Annotated in this window: 1 protein-coding gene (running past one end of the window); it reads left to right on the forward strand. The window is 74.0% G+C overall.

Annotated features, from left to right (window positions below; translation table 11 throughout):
* A protein-coding gene (locus ABD976_RS05510; protein WP_345358098.1) for a DnaJ domain-containing protein crosses the window boundary here: on the forward strand, positions 1–22719 show its 5' portion. Its footprint extends 13200 nt past the window's final position; only the first 22719 of its 35919 coding nucleotides appear in the window; it begins with the start codon at positions 1–3; its stop codon lies beyond the right edge, outside the window.

Consider the following 22719-nt stretch of genomic DNA (forward strand, 5'->3'; position numbering starts at 1 on the left):
GTGGCCGACATCATCGTCGAGCTGCTCACCGGCATCAACCCGCCGGACTCCGACGCGGCGGGCATGTACGCGATGGCCTCGGAGTACCGGGGCAACGGCGACGACCTGCTGAACAAGGGCGCGCACCTCGACTCGCTGTCCGGCGCGGCGCTGAACAGCGTCGACGGCTCGACCGCGGAGGCCATCGCGCACTACACCAGGAACCTCTCGCTCCCGGTGCAGCAGTACGTGACGGCGCTGAACAACACCGCCTCGCTCATCGACGACTTCGCGCTCAACGCCGAAGAGACCATGTACGAGCTCTACACCATGGCCTCGTTCTGGGCGTGGGAGATCTACTCGGCGATGTTCTCGCCGTGGGGCTCGCTGGCGCTGCCCGCCCTGTACGCGTCCGCGCGCCTGTGGTTGAACGACATCGCGCAGGCGAGCAAGGCGGCGGCGAACAACCTCACCGACTGGCTGGACCACGCCTGGGACATGATCGAGGCGGTCGCCCAAGGTGCGGCCGAGGCGCTCGTCCCGCAGTTCGCCACCATGAACAACGGCAACCGGGACGGCGTGGACGGCGAGAAGGTCGGGCAGAACATCTACGGCGAGGTCGTCGGCGAGGCCATCGCCGGGGCCGCGGCCGCGGCGGCCAAGAAGCACGACGTCACCAAGGACCTGCCCAAGACGGCGACCGGCGCGGGCGGCATCGAGGTGCTCGCCGAACTGGGCGCCGGTGGCTCGGCGGCGGCCATCTGGGGCGGCGACTTCAACCCGCTGACCTCCGCCACCTCGGGTTTCATCTCGGGCGCGAGCACCCAGGGCGCGGCGAACATCTCGCAGGACGCCCGGCACGAGTACGACGAGCGCCACCGCGACTCCGACAACCCGCCGACGGACATCAGCTCGAAATCCCCGGACTTCGAGTTCACCCCGCCCCCCGGGGGCCGGGACCAGTCCGCCGGGGCGGGGGACGACCCGGACGGGCCACCGCCGAACGGCGGCGACGAGCCCGCGAAGCAGCCGCCACCGCAGGAGAAGCCGCCGCTGGAGCAGCCGGGCGAGAAGCCGCCGGTGTCCTCCGGCGGCGAGCCCGACGCCAAGGCCCCGCCCGCGCAACACGGCGACGAGAAGGCGCCGCCCGGCCACACCGGCGCGGTCCCGCCGCCGACGTCCCGCCCCGGTGGGCAGGCGCCGCCGCCCGGTGCCCCGCCCCGTTCCGGCCAGGCCCCGCCCCCCGGCACCGGACCCGTCGCGGGCGGGGACACCCCGTCCGGCGACGGGCGGACCCCGCCGCCCGCGTACTCGCCCACCGCGCCGCCGGGGCACGCCCCGCCCACCTACGCCGACGCGACCGGAGCGCCCCCGCCCGGTTCGCCGCCGCCCGGCTCGCCGGTGGCGGGCGAGAACGCGCCGCCCGGCGGTCCGCAGGGGCCGCCGCCCGCGTACGAGCCCGCTCCTCCCGGGGTGGCGCCGCCCAGCTACACCGACGCCGTCGGGCCACCCCCGGCCTACGCGCCGCCGGACGCCGCCACACCGCACGACGTCTTCGCACCGCCGGACGACCTGAAGCCGCCCGTCGAGGGTGCCGACCAGCCCGGCGGGCGGCAGCCGGAGGACGGTCCCGGCGCCGCGCCCGCGACGGGACCGACGCCCGAGAAGCCCGGTGCGGTGCCGGTCGAATCCCGCCCGGACGGCGGTGGCGCGCGCCCCGGCACCGAAGCGCCACCCACCGGTGACCAGGGCGGTACCGCCCGGCCCGCCGACACCGCCCGGCCCGCCGACACCTCGGGCGCCGTGCCACCGCCCGGCGAGCGCCCCGGCACCCCGACCGCGGTCCCGCCCACCTCCGGGCAGAACCCGCCGCCGGGCGCGACGACCCCGCCCCCGGCGGGGACCGACGCGACGCAGCCGCCGATCGCCGGGAACCCGGTCGCGCCACCGGGTTCCGCGCCACCGCCGACGGCGACCCCCGGTGCCGAGAACGGACTCCCGGGTTTCGACACCGACCTGACGCGGCCGGAGGAGGGCCCCGGCGCCCAGCGGCCCTCGGCCGAGCAGGCGACCGGGCAGCCGACCCCGGGACGCGCGGAGACCCCGCCGCCGGGTGCGGACCACCGGCAGACCCCGGGCGAGCAGAACCCGGGCGAGCAGAACCCGGGCGAGCAGAACCCGGGGCAGCAGTCCCCAGGGCAGCAGGGCCCCGGGCGTTCCGAAGTCGACCGCCAGGGCCAGCAGTCCCCGGGCGAGCGGGATTCCGACACCGGTCCGGCGAGCCAGGACTCGACCCAGCAGCCACCGACGCAGCTCCCCGGCCAGCGGCCCGCGGGCGAGACCGGTCGGCAGGAGACCGGCCCGCAGACCTCCGCGCACCAGGAGAGCCCCGGTCAGCGGGACACCACCGGCGAGCGCGACGACCGTGGTCAGCGGGACACCACCGGCGAGCGAGACACGACTGGTCAGCGGGAGCAGGACGCCCCGTCGCGCGGGCAGACCTCGCCGAGCTCCGAGCAGCCCGGTGCCGACCGCACGACCCAGGACTCCGGCCAGCCGACGACCACCGGTCCGGCGGTCGTCACCGGACCGGCCGGTCGAGCCGACAGCACGTCGCCCCCGGCGACGACGTCCCCCGGCCAGCGGGACTCCACCGCGCCGCCCCCGGCGACCGCGCGGGGCGGCGACCCGACCACGTCGAGTCGCAGGCGTCCCGGCACCTCGCACGAGCAGGCCCCGACCGAGGTGCCGACCACCGGACCGGAGCTGTCCCTCGAACGCGAGGCTCCCACCGACGGCCCGGCCACCGGACTCACGCTCTCGACGCCCGCGCCCGAGACGTCCACCGAGGGCGGCGATCGGCACGCCACCGAACCACAGCTCCAGCAGCACCCCGCCGGACCGCCCCGGACCGAGGCCGCTCCGCTGGTCAAGGACGCACCGCCGGTCAAGGACGCTCCGGCGGTCAGGGACACCCCGTCGGCGAAGGACGCTCCGCCGACCAAGAATGCTCCGCTGGCGAAGGACGCTCCGCCGTCGAAGGACGCTCCGCGGACCAAGGACGCTCCGTCGGCCAAGCGCGCCACGGCGACCGAGGACAGCCCGGGGTCCCGGGAGCGGGGCCCCACGCGCGACGACGACGGTGCGCGGGAGGTCCCGCCGGAGGAGCCGGTCACCGGTCCGCGGCGTCCGGTGCGGGTGGTGTCGGCGGCGAACCCGGAGGCGGCGTCGAAGTCCGCCCAGGAGGTGCTGGCGCGGGCCAAGCAGGTCAACGGCGACGCGTACGCCCGCGGTGTGCCGGGCAAGCAGCGCAACTGCGGTCCGGCGTCGGTGTCCTTGGCGGACTCGTTGCGGCGCCAGGGTGCTGAGGTCACCGCGCCGGAGAGCGGGGCGGTGCACCGCGACGACGTCGAGCGGGGGCTGGGCGGGGCGAAGTTCGAGCGCCACCCCGGCGGGATCGACGCGGTGACCGAGCGCTTGTCGCAGGACCCGGAGCACGACCTGCACGTGGTGTACCGGGACCACGGCGACGGCACCGGGCACTTCTTCATCGGGGTGCGCACCGAGGACGACGCCGGCGGTGTCGAGGTCGCCTACGTGGACCCGGTGACCGGGGAGCTCGAAGAACTCGACACCCCCGCCGTCGAGACCTGGTCGGTCCCGTTGAGCCTCGCGGACCGGTCCGAGCTGACCCCGGCGGTGTCGCCGGTCGGTACCACGGGCATCCCGGACGGGCACCAGCCGGGCACGCCGCTGGGCATGGGCGGAATGCCGGCGCGCGACAACGTGATCCGGCGCTGGGACAACGAGACCGGTCCCGGCCCGGTCGTCGAGGGCTACATCGGGGGTGTCCGGCGCGTCACCTTCAACGCGCGGGACGTCCGCTCGTGGGGGCTGACCAACGCCTACGGCCAGTCGATCGGCCCGGCGTTCGTGTCCGCCGCCGAGAGCCGGACGGCGCTGGAGATGTGGGCGACCCCGCCCGATCGCGGCTCCTACACCCACCGGGCGGCCCCCGGCGAGGGGCGGGCGGAGGCCACGGACGTGCGGCGCGCGACCGAGCGGGAGCGTGCGGGCCTGCCCGTGCGGGTCCCCGCTCCCGGGGCGCGGGACCACGCCCGCTACCCGGGCCTCGGGCCGATCGACGTGCCCGCGCACGCGACGACGTCGGGGCGGACCGAGGTGCACCTGCCCGCCGGTACGCCGATCAACGGCAGGCCGCTGCCGATGGACATCACGCTCTTCGTCCCGCCGGTGTCCTTCGCGGTCATCGTCGACCAGGACCCGCACTTCCGGGCGGCGTACCGGAGCAGGCCGGATGCCGACCTGCGCTTCTTCAACTGCTACTCGGGCAACACCATCGCGGGGTACGAGATCGCGCGGACCCTGTACTCGATGGGTTACCGCAACCTCGTGCACAACCCGGTGGGGGTCAACACCACCGTCGGCGACGTCCGCAGCCACAGCACCGAGATGCTCGGCGACTTCTTCGTCGCGGACGGCTGGCGGACGTGGCGGCCGTCGAACGGCGTTCCGCAGCCGGTCCCCGAGACGACGGCGAGAACCCGGTTCTCGGTGGCGGAGGTGCAGGCCCTCGGCATGTTCGAGGGCAACCGGGCCTGGGCCCACTACACCGCCGAGCAGCGGGCCGCGGCGGACGCCTTCGACGAGCAGCAGCAGACCTACGTGTCGCCGCAGGACCTCCGCCGCGACCCGTCGACCTTCGGCGCGTCCGAAGTCGTGTCGGCGGAGACGTTCGAGGAGGACCCCGAGGCGGGGGACCGGTTCGTGCGGGACCGGTTCGCGCCCGTGCTGGGGGTGAACGAGGGCGACCACCACGCGGACCCCACCGGGGAGCGGACCAACGCCGTCGACCGGGCGGTGCGGGACCTCACCGCCGTGGACGACCCCGGTCCGGCCCAGCGCGGGAGCCCGGACGACCGCGCCGGCACCGAGGTGGGCGGGGCCCGTCCGGACGCGCCGTCCGAGCGGGGGACGCGCCCGTCCCGGCTGCGGCTCACGCCGCAGGGCTGGATGCCCGCCACGTCGTCGCGCAGTGGACCGGTCACCGGGCAGGACGGGACCAGTTCCAGCGCGGACGCGCGGTCCGACTTCCGCTCCGCCGAGGACCGGGCGCTCTCCGAGCCCGCGCCCCCGTACGACCCGACGAGCCCGCCGCCGCCGTCGTACGAGTCGATCCAGCAGCGGCCCCAGGACGCACCCCCGTCGTACGAGTCGGCGACCGAGGAAGGGTCGCGGCAGCGGGACGACGGCGATCGCACCGGGGAGCAGGAGCCGTCGACCGGACCCGAGCGGACCTCGCGGCCGAGGGTGGTCGCCAGTGGCAGCTTCGCGACTCCCGAGGAGGAAGCGCGCTACCTGGAGCGCTACCGGGACGTGCTGTCGGTCAACAGCGCCGAGCACGACGACCCGGGTGACCAGCAGGTCGCGCGGGGGCGGGAAACCAACTGCCTCAACGCGGCGGTGCAGGGGTTCAACGCCCTCACCCAGGGCAGGCCGTTCCGAGCGGAGCCGAGCGGTCCGGTGAGCCGGGCCCGTGCCGCGGACGAGCTGGGGGTGGGCTTCCAGCGCGCCGGCAGTTGGGCCGAGTTCGAGCAGCGGCTGCTCGCCGACGACGTGCCGAACGGGACCGCCGGTGTGGTGATCGACGGCACCCAGGCGCTGCTGTTCCACCGGGATTCCGACGGCGTGCTCAACCTGCTGAACCCGCAGAACCCGCCGGACGGGAATCGGGGCGGTTCGCTCGCCGACACCCCACCCGGTCCCCGCGACATCCACTGGGCGCCGCTGTCGCCGGAGGCGGTGCTGCCCCAGATCACCGCACCGCTGGACGCCTCGACCGATGGCCCCGACCTGGTCCACGGCGGGGAACACCGGAACCTCGCGGTGCGCACCGCGGGCCAGAAGCGAGCGCTGTCGGCGAGCCGGGAGAACAGCGCCGAGCCCCCGAAGCGGGCGCGCGGGGACGACGGCCCGTCCGGTGAGCAGACCATGGACACCGACGACGCCGAGCCCCCGGATCGGCCGCGCGGGGACTACACCTGGCCCGATGTCGCGACCACGGCCGTCAACTCCGCTTTCCGCGACCTGGTGCGGCCGGTCGACACCCGCCGGAGCGAGGAGTTCGGGAAGAACTACCTCGGCGCGCTCCAGAAGAGCATCGACCAGGACCGCGAGCTGGGCTTCGTGGTGAACGCGATCGTGCCGGCCCGCGACCTCGACCAGATCGAGGACGTCGTCGGGGCGATGACCGCGGGCATGCGGGAGATGGACGGGCGGGTCGCGATCGTCCTCGGCGTGAACGGAACCAACGCGGGGGGCGACACCAAGGACGAAGCGGACCAGGCGGTGCGGGCCGCGGTGCTGGCGGCGCAGGAGTCCATCGAACGGCTGGGCGTTCCGGTCGCCCTGGTCGCCGTGGACACCTTCAACCCCTCGACGAGCAGCGGCGGGACGAAGATCCCGTACGGGGACTTGCGCAACCGGACGCTGCGGAGCGCGGCGAACAAGGACGTCATCGCGGCCCTGACCGACAAGGGCACGCACCCGTACCTGTCGTTCCAGGACTACGACACCGGGCGGCGGACCGCGCCGACCGGCGGGCACGTGTTCAACCACTTCGAGGCCCAGGTGCGGACGTCCGACTCGGACCTGCCGCCGAGCCGACCGCTGATGATGTCCGGCGGCTACCGGGTCGGCCCCGACAACGTGTTCGATGGCGTGATCGAGTCGTTGGAGCGCGAGCGGAACCGCCTCCAGGCGCAGCTCGACGACGCGGACGCCGCCGAGCGCGATGAGCTGTCCGGCGAGGTGGACGCCCTCGACGCGGAGATCGAGGCCATCCGCGACGACCGGGAGGCGCTGCACGAGGAGTTCAGCGACCAGGTCGGCACCGACATGGTGACCCGGGACCGGCAGGCGGCCCTGCACCCGCTGCTGCCGTACTCGCCGGAACCGAACCTCTACGTGGACGCCACCCTGCTCCTGCGGCCGGGCCTGGCCATCGGCAGCGAACGGGAGGAGTTCGGCTTCGGCGACGGCGGTGCGGAGTTCGACAAGCTGGCCCGCAAGCTCAACCGGCAGAACGCCGAGGAGTTCGCGGAGCACTACGACGACCTCTACGACCAGGCCTACGACACCGAGGTGCAGGCCGTGACCCGCGACGTGGTGGAGAACGCGGGGAAGGCCGAGAAGGCGGCGGAGCTGGACGCGGGCCTCGACCCGGCGGCTCCGTCGAAGGCTCCCCCGGAGACCAGGAACGAGACGAAGGACGATCTCGTCCAGCGGGTGAAGTCCGACGCGGCCGGTGGCCACCCGATCCGCGAGCGGCCGTTCCTCACCGGCTTCGTGAACAACGCCATCGAGACGGACATGACCCGCATCGCCCGCGACTGGTACCGGGGCGGGCGGACCACGCGGGTGCTGCCGCAGACGCACATCGACATCAACTCCCTGCGGAACCGGTTCTTCCAGGCCAGCGAGGACACCGATGGAAAACCGGGCAACCCCATGGGGGCGGTCAAGGGCACGAAGCTCGGGACGTACCAGGGGGAGTACCCGGGTCGCACGAATCGGGAGCCCGACCCGCTGGGCGTCGCGCTGAACAAGTTGGACTTCACCCACCTCGGCGGCAACAAGAAGAACGTGCTGCACGGGGCGCTGTCGATGAGGATGCGCAGCCGTCACGCGGCATTGCGGGACGTCCGCATCGGGCTCCCGACCGATCCGGCGGGCGCGGTCGGCCGGCACGGCAGCCGCTTCGCCCCGGAGGAGCGGAAGACGTTCAACCCCAAGACGATGACGGCCCACAACACGGCGCTGACCCCGCAGGCGCCGACCATGGTGCGCAACCTCCAGATGTTCACCGAGACCTACCTCGACTCGGGGGCGTCGGGGCCGGTGATCGGCGAGGGCTCGTTCTACCGGAGGGTCGCCACCGCCCTCGGCGGTGAGATCGACCCCGCCCAGGTCCGCGAGGACGTGGTCGGCACCGCGACCGCGCTGTTCGCCTCGGAGTCGGGCAAGGAGACGGGGCCGGGCGGGGCGTCGCTCGCCGACCAGCCCGCCACCCGGTTCACCGTCCAGCACCGGATCGACGACAAGGTGGGGCCCTTGGTGCTGGCCCTGTCGCAGGGCCCGACCCGGTCCGGCAGCCGGGTCGACGAGCTGGTCGGCCGCCTGGTGGCGACCGACCTCAACCGGGCGGTGCACGCCGAACGGCCCGACGGCACCGTGGACGTCTTCGAGCCGTTCCCGCGCGAGGGCGCCGACGAGCGCGGTCCGGACCTGCACGTGCCCGCGCCCAGCACGGAGCCCGACGAGTCGCAGCACGCCCCGATCCCCGGCTCCTCGCTGGACGCGCTCGTGGTCGTCTCGCGGCAGACCTTCGCCGGGGACCCGGAGGGCGAGACCCGCTTCGTGCGGAACCACTTCGCCCCCGTGCTGCTGGTGAACAAGGACGCCCACGACGCCGACCTGCCCGGGCACCGGACGAACTGCCTCGATTCCGCCGTGCAGGGCCTCAACGCGGTGGCGGACCCGGAGGGCGCGGAGGCCGGGGAGTACCGGGCCGGGCCGAGCGGACCGGTGCACCACGCAGCAGCCGCCGAGAAGCTGGGGGTGCGCTTCGAGCGGCAGCCCCGCGGTTACCACGACATCACCCCGCAGATGCTGGACCGGCCCGACGGCTCCCGGGGCCTGGTGTTCACCACGGACGGGAAGAACGGGCACTTCTTCACGGTCCACAAGGCCGACGGCATGGTCGTCTTCCTCGACCCGCAGACCGGTCGCCTCGCCGACCTGTCGAAGAGTCCCAGCAAGGTCCTGTTCGCCCCCGTCCCGAGCGGCCAGGTGCTCGGCTCCGCCCGGACGCCGGTGGACCACGCCATCCCGGAATCCGAACGGGGCGAGTACGGCGGTTCGAGCGAGCGCGATGGCGGGGCGGAGAACGGGAGCAGCCGCCGGAACCCGCGGCGGACCGGGAACCGGGTGGTGCCGACGTTGGCTCGGTCGGGGCCTGCGCCGGATGGTCTTGGCGGTGGGCCCGTTGAGTCGGGTGGGGATCCGGTGGTTCCGGCGGAGGAGCGTCGGCATCCGCGGCGGTCGGGGAACCGGGTGGTGCCGTCGTTGGCTCGGTCGGGGCCTGCGCCGGATGGTCGTGATGGTGGGCCCGTTGAGTCGGGTGGGGATCCGGTGGTTCCGGCGGAGGAGCGTCGGCATCCGCGGCGGACCGGGAACCGCCCGGTTCCGTCGTTGGGTCGGTCCGGGCCTGCGGAGGGTGGTCCGGATGGCAGTTCGGCCGCTCGTGGTGGAGTTGAGGAAGGCCCGGTTGCTGGCCGGTCGGGTCCTGGTGGAGCGGGTCGTGCGGTGCCGCACGATGACCGGCAGCTGGATGAACTGGACATCCCGGGGACCTCTTCGGATGGCGTGCCGGTGGATCCGGCGGTGCGGCGGCAGCAGCTGGAGCAGCGGCGCGAGATGCGGCGGGCGCAGGAGGAGCGGGAGCGGCGGCGCCGGGAGCATCAGCGGTTGAATCCGACCGGTGACGAGCGGGAGATCCTGGATCCGGTGCCGCCGTACGAGATGCCGCGTGATCACCAGTCCCTCGACGAGCACGGACTGCCCGCGCCGCCGTACGAGACGTTCGTGGGTTCGCGGACGAGGCGGGAGGACCCACCGCCGCCCGAGTCGGGCAACGCGGACCGGCCCCTGCGCGGCGGGCGGGACAGCGGTGGTCGGCGTCCGTCGGGCCGCGGTGCCGGGGCGGGATCGGACCGTGGCCGGGAGCTGTTGTTGGAGCAGCAGCGGATGGTCGAGGCGACCAACGAGCTGGCGCGGCGGATCGTCGAGAAGTACCCGCCGGATCGGTTCTCCTACGTGGGGGTGGGGCGCAGTCCGGCGCCGGTGATCGCGGCGTTGCAGGCGCGCGGTGAGCAGGCGGTGTCCTTCCCGCTGTCGGGTTTCCGCGTGGCGCCTGATCCGGATTCGACGGCGTACGGCGCGTTTACGGGATCGGGTACTCGGTTGTTGTCCGAATCCGAGCGGGTTCTGCTCGGGCAGCACTTCGACGAGTTCCTGGGCGACCTCCCGACCGACCGGGACGTGCTGCTGGTCGACTACACCGTTTCCGGCCTGTCGTTGGTGGCGGCGCAGCATTTCCTCCAGGAGCACCTGGGTGAGCGGTCGGTGCACGCGCTGGCGATGTACAGCGGGCAGACGTCGGGGGTGTTGCGGGGAACGCGTGCGAAGATCCTGGACAACGGGACCGCCGCCGAGGGGCGGTTGTGGGATTCGCGGTTCGATTCGGTGGCGCTGGATTCCGGCGAACCTCTCGTTGCCGAGGGCCCGTTGGCGTCGTCCGGTCGGTTGGAGTCGACCGGTCCGCTCGGTGCGGGCGGACCGCTGCTGGGTGCGGCGTTGGGGAGCCAGACCTTCGACGAGATGTCGGAGCACGGTGAGTTCCCGTTCCTGCGGCGGGCCGTGGACTCGGCGGGTATGCCGGAGTTGTTCGACGTGTTCCGGCCGCGTCCGGATGACCGGGTCGGGTACATGGACCGGGCGGGCAGCGGTTATCAGGCGTTGGAGTCGGCGCTGCGGTACGGCCCGGGTGGGCCGGAGTCGGTGGCGGCGCTGACCGATTCGGGGTCGCCTGGGGGGCGTGCGGTCGCCGGTGGTGGGCGGTCGTTGCCGGGGGTGCTGTCGGCGGGGACCTTCGCCGACGATCCGGTGGCCGGTGCGGACTTCCTGCGGGAGAACGTGCCGCATTTCGGGTTGGCGAACGCGGACAACTACCGGCGGGGGGTGCCCGGGCACGACACGAACTGTGCGGTGGCCGCGGTCCAGGGAGCCAATGCCGACAACCATCCGGAGCGCGCTGCGGAGTTCGAGGCCGCGCCGAGCGGTCCGATGTACCGGCAGGAGGTGGAGCGGCAGACCGGGCTGGAGTTCTCGCATCGGCCGGATGGTTATGCCGGGATCGCGGAGCACGTGGCGAACCAGCGGGACGGGTTCCAGGCGGTGGTGTACCGGGACCAGCGCAGCGGTGACGGGCACTTCTTCCGGGTGAAGAACGTCGGTGGCCGGGCGGTGTTCCTGGACGACCAGACCGGGTGGTTCGCGGACCTGGACACCGATCCGTCGGAGGTCTGGCTCGCCCCGGTGCGCTCGGACGCCGAGCTGTCCTTGCAGCCGAAACCGCTGGAGGGTGAGGAGGAGCCCGTCGGCGACGGCCCCACCGGCCGCGGCGGCTCGAGCCGGAGGACCGGCACGGCACCGCAACCAGCCGCGGTGCCCGAGGACATCGAGCTGGACACCCTCCGGCCGGTACCGCAGCCGGTCGCGAGCGGGAGCGAGCGCCCCGAAGCCGAGCGCACCGAAGGCACCGAGGACGCCACCCAGCGGACCGAGCCGAGCAGCGCCCCGAACAGCGCGCCGGCGATCACCCTCACCGAGCCGGACAGCGAGCACTCGATGCTGCTGGACCTGAGCTCGGCTCCCGACTACGTGCAGGACGGGAAGTCGCTCGGCCGAATCCTGCTGACCGGTCTGGAGACCGACGCGCTGGTCGAGCGGGTGCGCGCTCGGGTGCCGAACCCGGAGAACCTCGAAACCGAGGGTTTCGACGCGATCGGGCGGGTGGCCAAGCGGGAGTTCGAGAACCTCCAGGGCCGGGCCGGACGCAAGTTCCCGGTGCGCGTGGGCAAGGACTGGTACGAGGTCGCGGTGCGCGCCACCCCGCGGCTGCCGCAGGACTTGCACACCGTGGCCGCCGAACCCACCCAGGGTGACACCCAGATCGACATGACCACGCAGACCGGCGGTGGCAGCTCGCGCACCGCCACCGTCGCGACGTCGAGCGAGGTCGGGGTCACCGTCACCGGGGGCCAGCTCGTCGGCGCCTACGGCACGCTCGGGGCCCACGCCCCGCTCGCCTCCCCCGCCGTCTCCCGGCCGGGCGAGTCCTCCTACCAGGCGGCGTCCAACTTCCGCTCCGCGAAGGGCTCCACCCACGCCCAGGTACCGGTCGACTTCGTCATCGAGGTGCGCGACGCCGCCGGACGGCCCGTTCCGGCGCCGGAGGGCCGGTCGGGCGCGGTCACCGAGTCGGCCGACGTGCGCATCCCGAACGACCTCGGCATGACGCGCTATCCGGAGGTGGCGTCGACGACTCCCCCCGAGGGGTGGGCATCGCGCCTGGAGAACTTCGGTGTCGAGGCGGTGGTCGACATCGACGACCGGTTCGCCGAGGTCGCCGCGCAGATGCATCCCTCGATCACCAAGCTGGGCGCGCCGGGGCGCAGCACGCTGCAGGACTTCCTGAGCCCCGGCAACGTGCGCAACACCATGGCGCAGCTGGTGCGCGGCTGGACCACGTCCCAGGACCTGGTCAGCCCGCACGCCAGTCACGGCACGGCGGTCCAGATGCGGGCTTCCCACGGCGAGGTCGAGCTGCTGGGCGTCTCCGATTCGACGTCCATGCGGCTCACCGAGGCCGCCACTTCGAGCGGCAGCACCGCCGCGGCCAGCAAATCCGGGCTCGACGTCAACGCCGCCATCGGTGGCGGCGCCAGCGTCCCGGGAGCCGTCGGCGCGCGGGGCGGGCCCACCGGCAGCTACAACACCAGTCGATCCGCGACCTCGACCACCGGCGTGGAAACGACCACCAAGTCCGCGATGCAGGTCAAGGGGGACACCGGGCTCTACAAGGTGCGCACCACCATCGAGGTGCGCACGGCCAACGGGCGGACGATCACGGTTCCGGCCACGACCTACCTGCGGACCGGTCTGCGCGAGGCCGCCGCGCAGGGCCTGCCGGTGCCGCCCGGCACCCCCAGCTCGATCACCACCGCCCCCACCGAGCGGCTGTTCCCGCCCCCGTTCCTGGGCGCGAAGGCCGCTGCGGGGGACATCAAGGTCGGCGCCTCGCCCGCGTTCGACCAGGTGCAGGGGGAAGTCGAGCGGGCGCTGCGGCAGCTCAAGGGGTTCGGCGACTTCCTGCCCAACTGGCGGGACACCAAGCTCAAGGCGCGCAACAACGGCAAGCACTACTCCGACGCCCAGGAGCAGTTCGCCAACCTGCGCAAGATCGACGCCGAGCTGTCCCCCGCGGCGTTGCGCACCAAGCTGGGGAGCCTGCTGGGCCGCGGGGTGTCGGTGAACCTCAAGCGGCGCGGGTTCTTCACCAGCGATTACGTCAACGTCAACGTCAAGGTCCGGCTCGGCGAACCCGAGCACCTCGGCAAGGCCGACGAGCGCACCGTGCGCTCGATCGCCGCCAGCTCGCCGAAGTGGGAGAACAGCACCACCCAGGAGCACGGCTGGTCCGCCGGTGCCGAGGTGATGGTGCGGGGGCCCGTGGACGCCGACCCGGCCCGGACGACCTTCATCCCGTCGGCCGGGCTGAAGTACAGCGACTCCACGGCGTACAAGTCGTCCGCCAACCCCACGACCAGCCACCAATCGGTGCTGGTCGCCGGCCCGAACTCGCAGTTGTTCCGGTACCCGGTGGAGTTCGACGTCGAGATCACCCGCTACAGCCGCAGCCGGTCCTGGGTCAAGCGGCTCACCCCCGGATCGCCGTTCCGGGTGGTGCCGGCACCGGCGGTCGTCGCCCGCACCGCCACCGCGGAGCGACCGGCCGAACCCGGCGTCGTCGGCATCCCGGAGATCACGGGCCCGGCGTCGACGTGGGTCCCGGACGGGGCGACCGCGAAGAACGACCTCTCCGCATTCACCCCGGGAACACCGTCGACGCGTGAGCTCGACGACTCCGACCCGAGGACGATCCGGGACCTGCTCGGCCGCAAGGACCGCCCGAAGGCGCCGAACTTCCTGCACGTCGAGGCGGTCGCGAACACCGATGTGCTGCACCGGGAGGCCACCCGGCTGCTCGCCGAAGCCGCGGACGGCGACGGGGTGCTCGGCCTGCCGGGCAGCGACTCGGGCGGCATCCAGGACCGGTTCTTCAGCCCGGAGTTCATCGAGTCCGAGTTCCGCCAGCTCGTCGACCACGGGATGCAGGAGGATGCCCTCGCCCACAGCCGCCGGGTGTACGACCGCACGGGCGCCCTCGGCATGGACTTCACGCTGACGAACCCGAGGCTGGTCTCCGTCGCCGAGGACTTCAGCACCGACAACAACGGCGCGGGCGGGTACAAGGCCGCCGAAAGCAAGACGCGCAAGCGCGGCTGGGACCTCAACGTCGGCCTGAACGTCTCCGCCAAGCCGCTGACCGATCCCGCCGACGGGCCGAGCGGGAGGGGCGTCGGCGGGCTCGGGGGCAAGCCGTGGAGCCGGTCGAAGTCCAAGACCCAGGGCAGCGAGGTCTCGGGGAGCCTGGAGCGCAACCGCGGCACGCCGCCGGATGCGCGCACGGTGCTGGTGCAGCTGGACGCCGACGTGACGCTGCTGGCCGAGAGCCGCAAGCGGAACCTGGTGCACAACACCAAGCCGCAGGCCAAGGGTTCGGTCGTGACGCTGCCCGGCGGGGTGTTCCTGCGCGTCACCGAGCAGGAGGCGCGCGACCTCGGTGTGCTCGGCGAGCAGACCGCGGTCCCGCAGGCCAGGACCGAGCGGATGGCCCCGCCGGCCACGATCCACCCGCACGGGCCCAGCTCGCTGGGCATGAGCGGGGTCGAGGACGTCCCCGACCTGACCCCGCTGATCGAGGAGATGCGCGAGCGGCTCGGCCCGGAGGGCAAGAAGCTGCTGCCGGATTCGGTGCTCGACGACTCGATGCGCAACCTGCGGCAGTTGGGCAACCTCACCTCGCGGCGCAACGTGGCCGCGCTGGTCGACAGCGTGGTGGACGACAGCATCCCGCTGCTGGTGCACCGGCCCAAGGTGTTCGGCCGGGACAGCTACCAGGTGCTGCTCGGCGCCAAGCTCGGTGAGCCGGAGTACCTCGACGTCGTCAACGACGGGGTCAAGCTCGACCACAACCTCACCCGGGGCACCAAGGCCACGGATTCCGAAGCCAAGGCCCGGAAGTGGGACGTGGGGTTGCGCACGTCCGGCGGCGTCGCCCCGCAGACCAACAACCCGAACCTCTCGACCACGGCGGGCACCGGGCTGGCCGCCGAGGCATCGGTGGGCCGGAACCGCACCACGACCCGGTCGCACTCGGAGACCGACCAGCAGACCTACGCGCGCAACGGCGGCGGTCCGGCGGCCCGCTACCGCGTGCCCATCCGGTTCGAGTTGACCGTGCTGCGCGACGGCGAGCCGCCGATGACGGTCACCCTGGACGACTACCTGCGGACGCGGCTGCTCGCCGACAACCTGACGGTCGCCTCGGACAACGCTCCGGCCCGCACCGGCGACCACCGGCCGCGGCAGACCGTGCGCGGACCGGACGACGCCACCCCGGAAGCGCTCCGGGAGTGGCAACGGGAGAACCCGGTCCTGCCGTCCAACGCTGCCCCGGAGGGGCTGCACGGTGCGGGGGCGCTGCGCAGGGCCGGGCTGGAAGCGCTGCGGCGGGCCGGGGCGAAGAAGGGCCTGCTCATCGACGGCGCCGCCGCCGCGCACACGATGCGCACCACGGCGAGCACCGAACTGGTGCAGGCGCACCTGCCCGGGATGCTCTCCGGGCCGCTGTCGGTGCCGAAGCTGCACGAGGCCGTGCTGGGCAAGAAGCAGCACGCCGACGTCGAGATCTACGCCCGGTTGCGCAACCCCCGGCTGGTCGGCCTCAGCGACGAGGTGACGATCGGCGGCTCCCGCAACGACTCCGAGTCCGACACCGTCGACGTCAAGACCGAGGACGTCGGGAGCGCCACGGTGGCTCCGGGCGCCGGGCGGGCGCGGTGGACCGAACCGGGTGGCCTGCTGCGCCCCGGCGGTGTGGAGTTCAAGCGCTCGGCCGAGGACAGCGAGGCCATCGCCGAACGCCCCGGCGGTGGGCAGAAGAGCAACGTCAAGCAGCAGGGTCGCAGCGGGCTGGTCGCGTACGACGTGGAGTACCGGGCGGTGGCCCGGATCGGTGATTCCGTCGGCGTGGTCGACCTCTCCGTCCCGGCGTCGACGAACCTGCGGGTCCGCGGGTCCGACCTGGCCGGGTTGCTCGGGCGGGACCTGCCCCGGGAGCTCTCCGCCGCCCAGGACGAGGTCAAGGCCAAGGCGAAGGCGTGGCGCACCGCCGAGGTCGCGGTCGACGGGGCCCGGCACGACTCCGTCGACAAGCTGAACGAGATCGCCCCCCGCCGGGCCGGCGCCGAGCAGGCGCTGGCGGGCCACCGCGACGCCCTCGCCGCCGCCGAGCAGCGGGTCCGGGACGCCGAGCGGGGCATCGAGCGGAGCGACGCCCGCGCCGCCGAGCTGCGCGAGGAGCTCGCCGCCCGCTCGGAGCGGCTCGACGCGGCCGTGGGCCGCCGCTGGCGGGCGGACGTCGAGCGCACCGCGGCCGGGACCGCGCTGGCGGCGGCCCGGGCAGCGCACGAGGCGCTGGACGCCGAGCAGGCGGCCGAACGCCGGGAGGCCGCTGCGCGGCTGGAGGCGGCCCAGCAGCGGATGCAGGAGGCGAGCGCCGAGTACGAGCGGGCCGAGGTCGCGCACCGGCAGGCGGCCGAGGAAGCCGAGCGCGGCGGCGACCGGTTGGCGGCGGCGACCGAGGCATCGCGCGTCGCTCGCCAGGAGCGGGACGCGGCCGGGACCGCCCGCGAGCTGGCCGGTGCCGAGGTCCGCACCGCCGAGCGGACCGCGCGCGAGGTGGGCGAGGAGGTCGCCACCGTGGAGCGCGCCCTGGAGCAGGCGCGCGCCAAGGCCCACGACGCCCAGACCGGGTGGTGGCACGCGAAGGCCGAGGTGGACCGGCAGCTGGCCGCGTTCCGCGCCGCGCGGCGTCCGTCGGGTCGCGGTGGCGCGGCCGGGCCGGGCCGGGGCCAGCAGCTGCTGCTGGAGCAGCAGCGGGTGGTCGAGGCGACGAACGCGGTGGCGAGCCGGGTGCTGGAGGCGTACCCGCCGGACCGGTTCCGGCACGTGGGGCTGGGGCGGAGCCCCGCTCCGGTGGTCGCCGCCCTGCAGGCCCGGGGCGTCGATGCGGTGTCGGTCCCGTTGTCGGACTTCCGCCCGGCTCCGGCCCCGGAATCCATCGCGGCCTTGGAGTTCTACGAGGACGGGGCGAATCCGCCGACCGCCGAGCAGCAGGAGATGGTTCTCCGGCACTTCCAGGAGTTCGTGGGCGACCCGCCTCGCGGGCGCGACATCGTCCTGGTCGACTACTCGCAGTCGGGGATGTCGTTGCTGGCCGGGCAGCACTACCTGCAGCGGTACGTCGACGCCCGGGGTGGTCGGGCCGCGGTGCACGCGCTGGCCGTGCACGAGGACGCCGATGCCGACGACCTCCGGAGGTTGCGCGCCGACATCGCCCACAACGCCTACACCGACGAGGAGCGGGAGCAGTGGCTGTCCCGCTTCGAGCTGATGTCGCTCGGGCCGAACGGGCCGTTCGGGGAGAACGGGGCGGTCTTCGGCCGGGCGTTGCGGGACCAGGTCTTCGACGGCCTGTCGGAGTTCGGCTCGTACGAGCTCCTGTCGGCGTCGCCCGCGTCCTTCGACGTGCTCCGGCCGCGCCGGGCCGACCGCGTCGGATTCATGGGCCGGGTGGGCAGCGGCTACCAGGCGTTGGAGTCGGCGGTCCGGTTCGGTCCGGGCGGGCCGGAGTCGGTGGCGGCGCTGACCGATGTGGCGGCGCTGGCCGATTCCGGGGCTGCCGGTGGCCGGGCGAGCCGCGGTGGTGGGCGGGCGTTGCCGGGGGTGCTGTCGGCGGAGACCGTCGCGGACGATCCGGTGGCCGGTGCGAAGTTCTTGCGGGAGGAGCTGCCGCACTTCGGGTTGGCGAACGCCGACAACTACCGCCGCGGTGTTCCCGGGCACGACACGAATTGCGCGGTGGCGGCGGTGCAGGGCGCCAACGCCGACAACCACCCGGAGCGGGCCGGGGAGTTCGTGGCCGCCCCGAGCGAGCCGATGTACGTGTCGGAGGTCGAGCGGCAGACCGGGTTGTCGTTCTCGACGGTGCCGGACGGGTACGCCGGGATCGCCGAGCGCATGGCGGACCTGCCCGCGGGGTCGCAGGCCATCGTGTTCCGGGACCAGGGCCTGCCGGTCGGGGCGGGGGAGCGCGACGGCGACGCGGACGGCCCCGGTGGTGACGGGCACTTCTTCCGGGTGAAGAACGTCGGTGGCCGGGTGGTGTTCCTGGACGACCAGACGGGGTGGTTCGCGGACCTGGACACCGCTCCGTCGGAGGTGAAGTTCGCCCTGGTCCCGCCGGGTGCCGAGCTGACCTCGCAGCCGACCTCGGCCGGGGAGCAGCGGGTCGGGCCACCGCCGCCCGGGTCGTCCGGCGGGGACCGCGCGGGTGCGGGGCGGCGCCCGTCGGGTCGTGGTGGCGCGTCCCGGTCCGGGCGGGGCCAGCGGCTGCTGCGGGAGCAGCAGCAGATCGTCGAGGCGACGAACGCGGTGGCGAGCAAGCTCGTGGAGCTGTACCCGCCGGACCGGTTCCTGCTCGTGGGGTTGGGGCGGAGCCCCGCTTCGGTGGTCGCCGCGTTGCAGGCCCGCGGTGTCGATGCGGTGTCGGTCCCGTTGTCGAGCTTCCGCCCGGCTCCGGCGCGCGGGTCCATCGCGCACCGGGTGTTCGCCGGGGAGGGGCTGGCGCCGCCGACCGCCGAGCAGCGCGAGATGATCATCCTGCACTTCCACGAGTTCGTGGGTGATCTGCCGGGCGAACGCGACGTCGTCCTCCTCGACTACTCGCAGAGCGCGCTGTCGCTGCTCTCCGGGCAGCACTACCTGCAGCAGTACCTCGACCTGCGGGGCAGTGACTCGGCGGTGCACGCGTTGGCGATGCACGAGGACTGGGACCTCGACGAGCTCCGGAACCGGCTCGGGGCGATCCGCCGGAACGCCCGCACCCGCGAGGAGCGGGAGCAGTGGGATTCCCGGTTCAGGCTGATGTCGCTCGGGTCGGACGGGCCGTTGGGGGAGAACGGCGGGATCTTCGGCCAGGCGTTGCGGACCGAGGCTTTCGACGGCCTGTCCGAGTTCGGGTCGTACAAGCTCCTGTCCACCTCGAAGCCGTCCTTCGAGATGTTCCGCCCGCGCCGGGAGAGCCGCGTCGAGTACCTGGGCCGGATGGGCAGCGGCTACCAGGCGCTGGAGTCGGCGGTCCGGTTCGGCCGTGGTGGGCCGGAATCGGTGGCGGCGCTGCGGGAGCCGGGCACGCCCGACGGTCTCGTGGTGGCCGGTGGCGGTCGCTCGTTCCCGCGGGTGCTGTCGGCGGCGACCTTCGCGGACGATCCGGCGGCGGGTGCGGAGTTCCTGCGGGACAACGTCCCCGACCTCGGCGCGGTGAACGCGGACGCGTACCGCCGGGGTGTTCCCGGGCACGACACCAACAGCGCGCTGGCCGCGGTGCAGGGCGCGAACGCCCACAACCACCCGGAGCGGGCCGGCGAGTTCACGGCCGCGCCGAGCGACCCGGTGCCGGTGGCCGAGGTGCAGCGGCAGACCGGGTTGTCGTTCTCGTCGGTGCCGGGCGGGTACGCCGGGATCGCGGAGCGGATGGCGGCGCTGCCCAGCGGGTCGCAGGCGATCGTGCACCAGGACCAAGGCGGCGGTGCGGGCCGCTTCGTCCGGGTGCTGAACGTCGGTGGCCGGGTGTCGTTCGTCGATGACCAGACCGGGTGGTTCGCGGATCTGGGCACCGACCCGGTGGCGGTGGGGTTCGCCCCCGTCCCGCCCGGTCCCGAGCTGACCTTGCAGCCGGAACCGCTGGGCGGCGCGAGGGATCGCGGCGGGTCCGGTCGCACCGGCCGTTCCCGCGGGTTCCGGGGCGAGGACGAGAACGGCGACCCGGTCGAGTTCCGGGGGAGCGACGTGCGGCTCGGGAAGTTGCGCGCCGCCGACGGCCGCGAGATCGGGCTGTCCCTCGACACCGAAGAGGAGCTGGGGCGGCGGTCCGAGGACTGGGCCAAGACCATCGGGGACCGCATCCGCGTGGTGCGGACGGCCCCCGGGCAGACCCCGCGCGAGGCGGCGGCCCGGCCGGGGAGCGAGGTGGAAGCGCCCTTCACCGACCCCTTCGTGGTGTCGATCAGCACCGGCGACGGCGAGTTCGTGCTCCCGGTCGCGCGGGCGGGCGAGACCACCGACGTGTGGACGAGCGGTGCCACCTTCGCGGAGCGCCTCGCGACGGGCGGGAGCTTCCGGCGGTACCTGGCCGAGGCGAAGGCGGCGGGGCGCCGGCCCGCGCTGTTCCTGGTGGCCCCGGCCCAGGAAGGTGATCAGCCGGTCGCCGAGCTCACGTTGCGCCTGGCCCAGCTCGGCCACGCCGTCGACGTGTTCCTCGGCTACCACCCGTCGGTGCCGCTGCCCGGAGGGCGCTTCGCGGTGGCCAACAACCAGGGCCTCGTGCGCTTCCGGGCGACCAAGCGGGCCACCACGGCCGGGGGACCGTCCACCACGCGCGACCGCGAGGTCCGGTACGTGGTGGACAAGACGACGCTCGGCTCGACCCGGTACACCGCGGAGGAACTGGCGGAGATCGACCGCGAGCGGGCCGCCTCCGCGCCGACCGGTACCCGCCCGGCCGCCGCGCGGGCGCCGCAGCGCGAGTCGAGCGGGCCGGAGGACGTCGCGGTCGGCGCGGAATCCGACGGGCGCTCGGAGTCCGATCCGGAGTCCGAGGCGGAACCGGAGCCCGGCGCGCGGGGGTCGGCCGCGCGGTCCGGTGCGCGGGCGTCGGACGAGCTCTACGCCGCGTTGGGCGTGGCGGTCGGCGCTCCGCTGCGGACCCTGGACCAGGCGTTGAACGCCCTCCAGCGCAGGTACGGAGGCTTCCGGCCGGGATCGGCGGAATTCGCGCGGCTGCGCGCGGCGCGGGACGCCTACGCCGTGTTGTCGGACCCGGAGGCGCGGGCGGAGTACGACAGGCCCGTCGAGGGCCCGGCCGAGCCCCGGCGGCGGCCGAAGTTCGAGTACCCCTCGACCTCGCGCGGTGAGCGGTTCGACCCGCGTGCCGGGGCGGACTCGGGTTCGCAGCAGGAGAACGCGAAGCCGCAGGCCCCGTCGGAGGGCGCGGAGCCTGGGCGGCGGCCGAAGTTCGAGTACCCGTCGGTGTCGCGTGGTGAGCGGTTCGATCCGCGTGCTGGGGCGGGTTCGGGTTCGCGGCCGAAGGAGGGAGCCCCGTCGGAGGGTGCGGAGCCTGGGCGGCGGCCGAAGTTCGAGTACCCGTCGGTGTCACGTGGTGAGCGGTTCGATCCGCGTGCTGGGGCCGGTTCGGGTTCGCGGCCGAAGCCGGAAGCCCCGTCGGAGGGCGCGGAGCCTGGGCGGCGGCCGAAGTTCGAGTACCCGTCGGTGTCGCGCGGTGAGAAGTTCGACCCCCGGTCGGACGGCGCGGGAGCGGCGCAGCGCCCCGAACCCGGCCCGTCGACCCCGGGGACGAAGCCCGGCGGTGCCGAGCCCGCCGCGACGCCCGAGCCGCTGGCGCCGCTCGCGGACGGCAAGCAGCATCCCCACGAGGTGCTGGGCGTCGGGCCGACCGAGGAAGAGATCAACAAGCAGTTCCGCAAGCTGTCGTTGAAGAACCACCCGGACAAGAGGCCGGAGTCCGACCGGGCCGTGGCCCAGGGCAACATGGCGAGCCTCCAGGAGGCCCGCGATCTGCTGCTGGACCCGAAGAAGCTCGCGATGTTCTACCGGGAGCGGGCGCGGGCGGGCGGGTCCTTGCCGTGGCGCACCGCCGACCCGAGGCCGAACGTCCCCGGCGAGCCCCTGAAGGCGCTCGCGGACGGCAAGCAGCATCCCTACGAGGTGCTGGAGGTCGGGCCGACCGAGAAGGAGATCAACAAGCAGTTCCGCGAGCTGTCGCTGAAGAACCACCCGGACAAGAGGCCGGAGTCCGACCGGGCCGTGGCCCAGGGCAACATGACGAGCCTCCAGGAGGCCCGGGACCTGCTGCTGGACCCGAAGAAGCTCGCGGCCTTCCACTGGGAGCGGGCCTTCGGGAACGAGCCCGGGATCACCGCGAACCGGCAGCAGGACGGCACCGGCCGGTGGTACGAAACCCGGACTCCGCGAGGGGAGGCCGACCCGGCCGCCGAGCCTGCGCCCGGCCGGGGGCGCAGGGGGCAGCGCAGGCCCACCGGCCGGTCCGGACCGTCCGGTGCGCCACCGCGTCGGCGCGGCACCAGCGGCACCAGCGGTGCGCCGGGTTCCTCCAGCAGGTACCCGGATTGGCGCGACACCAGGTCCGGTGCGCAGCCGGGCACCAGCGCCCCGCCGCGGCAACCGCGGTTCTCCCCGGAGCAGGCCGGGTGGGTGCGGGGCCGGCGGGCGGTCGCGTTCGACGGCGTGACCTACTGGGAGCCGCTGTGGTTCAACCCGGCGGCGCCCCGGCAGCGGCCGGTCTACAGCCAGGCCCGCTTCGACCCGCGCGGCAGGACGGTGATCGGCGCCAGCTTCGTGCTGGGCAGCCGGCTGGCGGACGTCTACACGAGCACGGGCATGCCGCTGATGGACCGCCTGATCCGGACGACCCCGGTGGAGCGGCTGGCGGACGCGCTGAGGTGGAACCGCCCCGGCGGCGCCGTGCGGCCCTCCTGGGCGGGTTATCCCGTCGTCGCCGACATGATGGGCACCCCGGACGGCCCGCGCTTCCAGCTCCCCGCCGACGGGGTCTTCATCCCGGGGCGGGCCCTCGTGCCCTTCCAGCCGGAC

The organism is Saccharopolyspora cebuensis, assembly GCF_039542665.1.
Lineage (GTDB): Bacteria > Actinomycetota > Actinomycetes > Mycobacteriales > Pseudonocardiaceae > Saccharopolyspora > Saccharopolyspora cebuensis.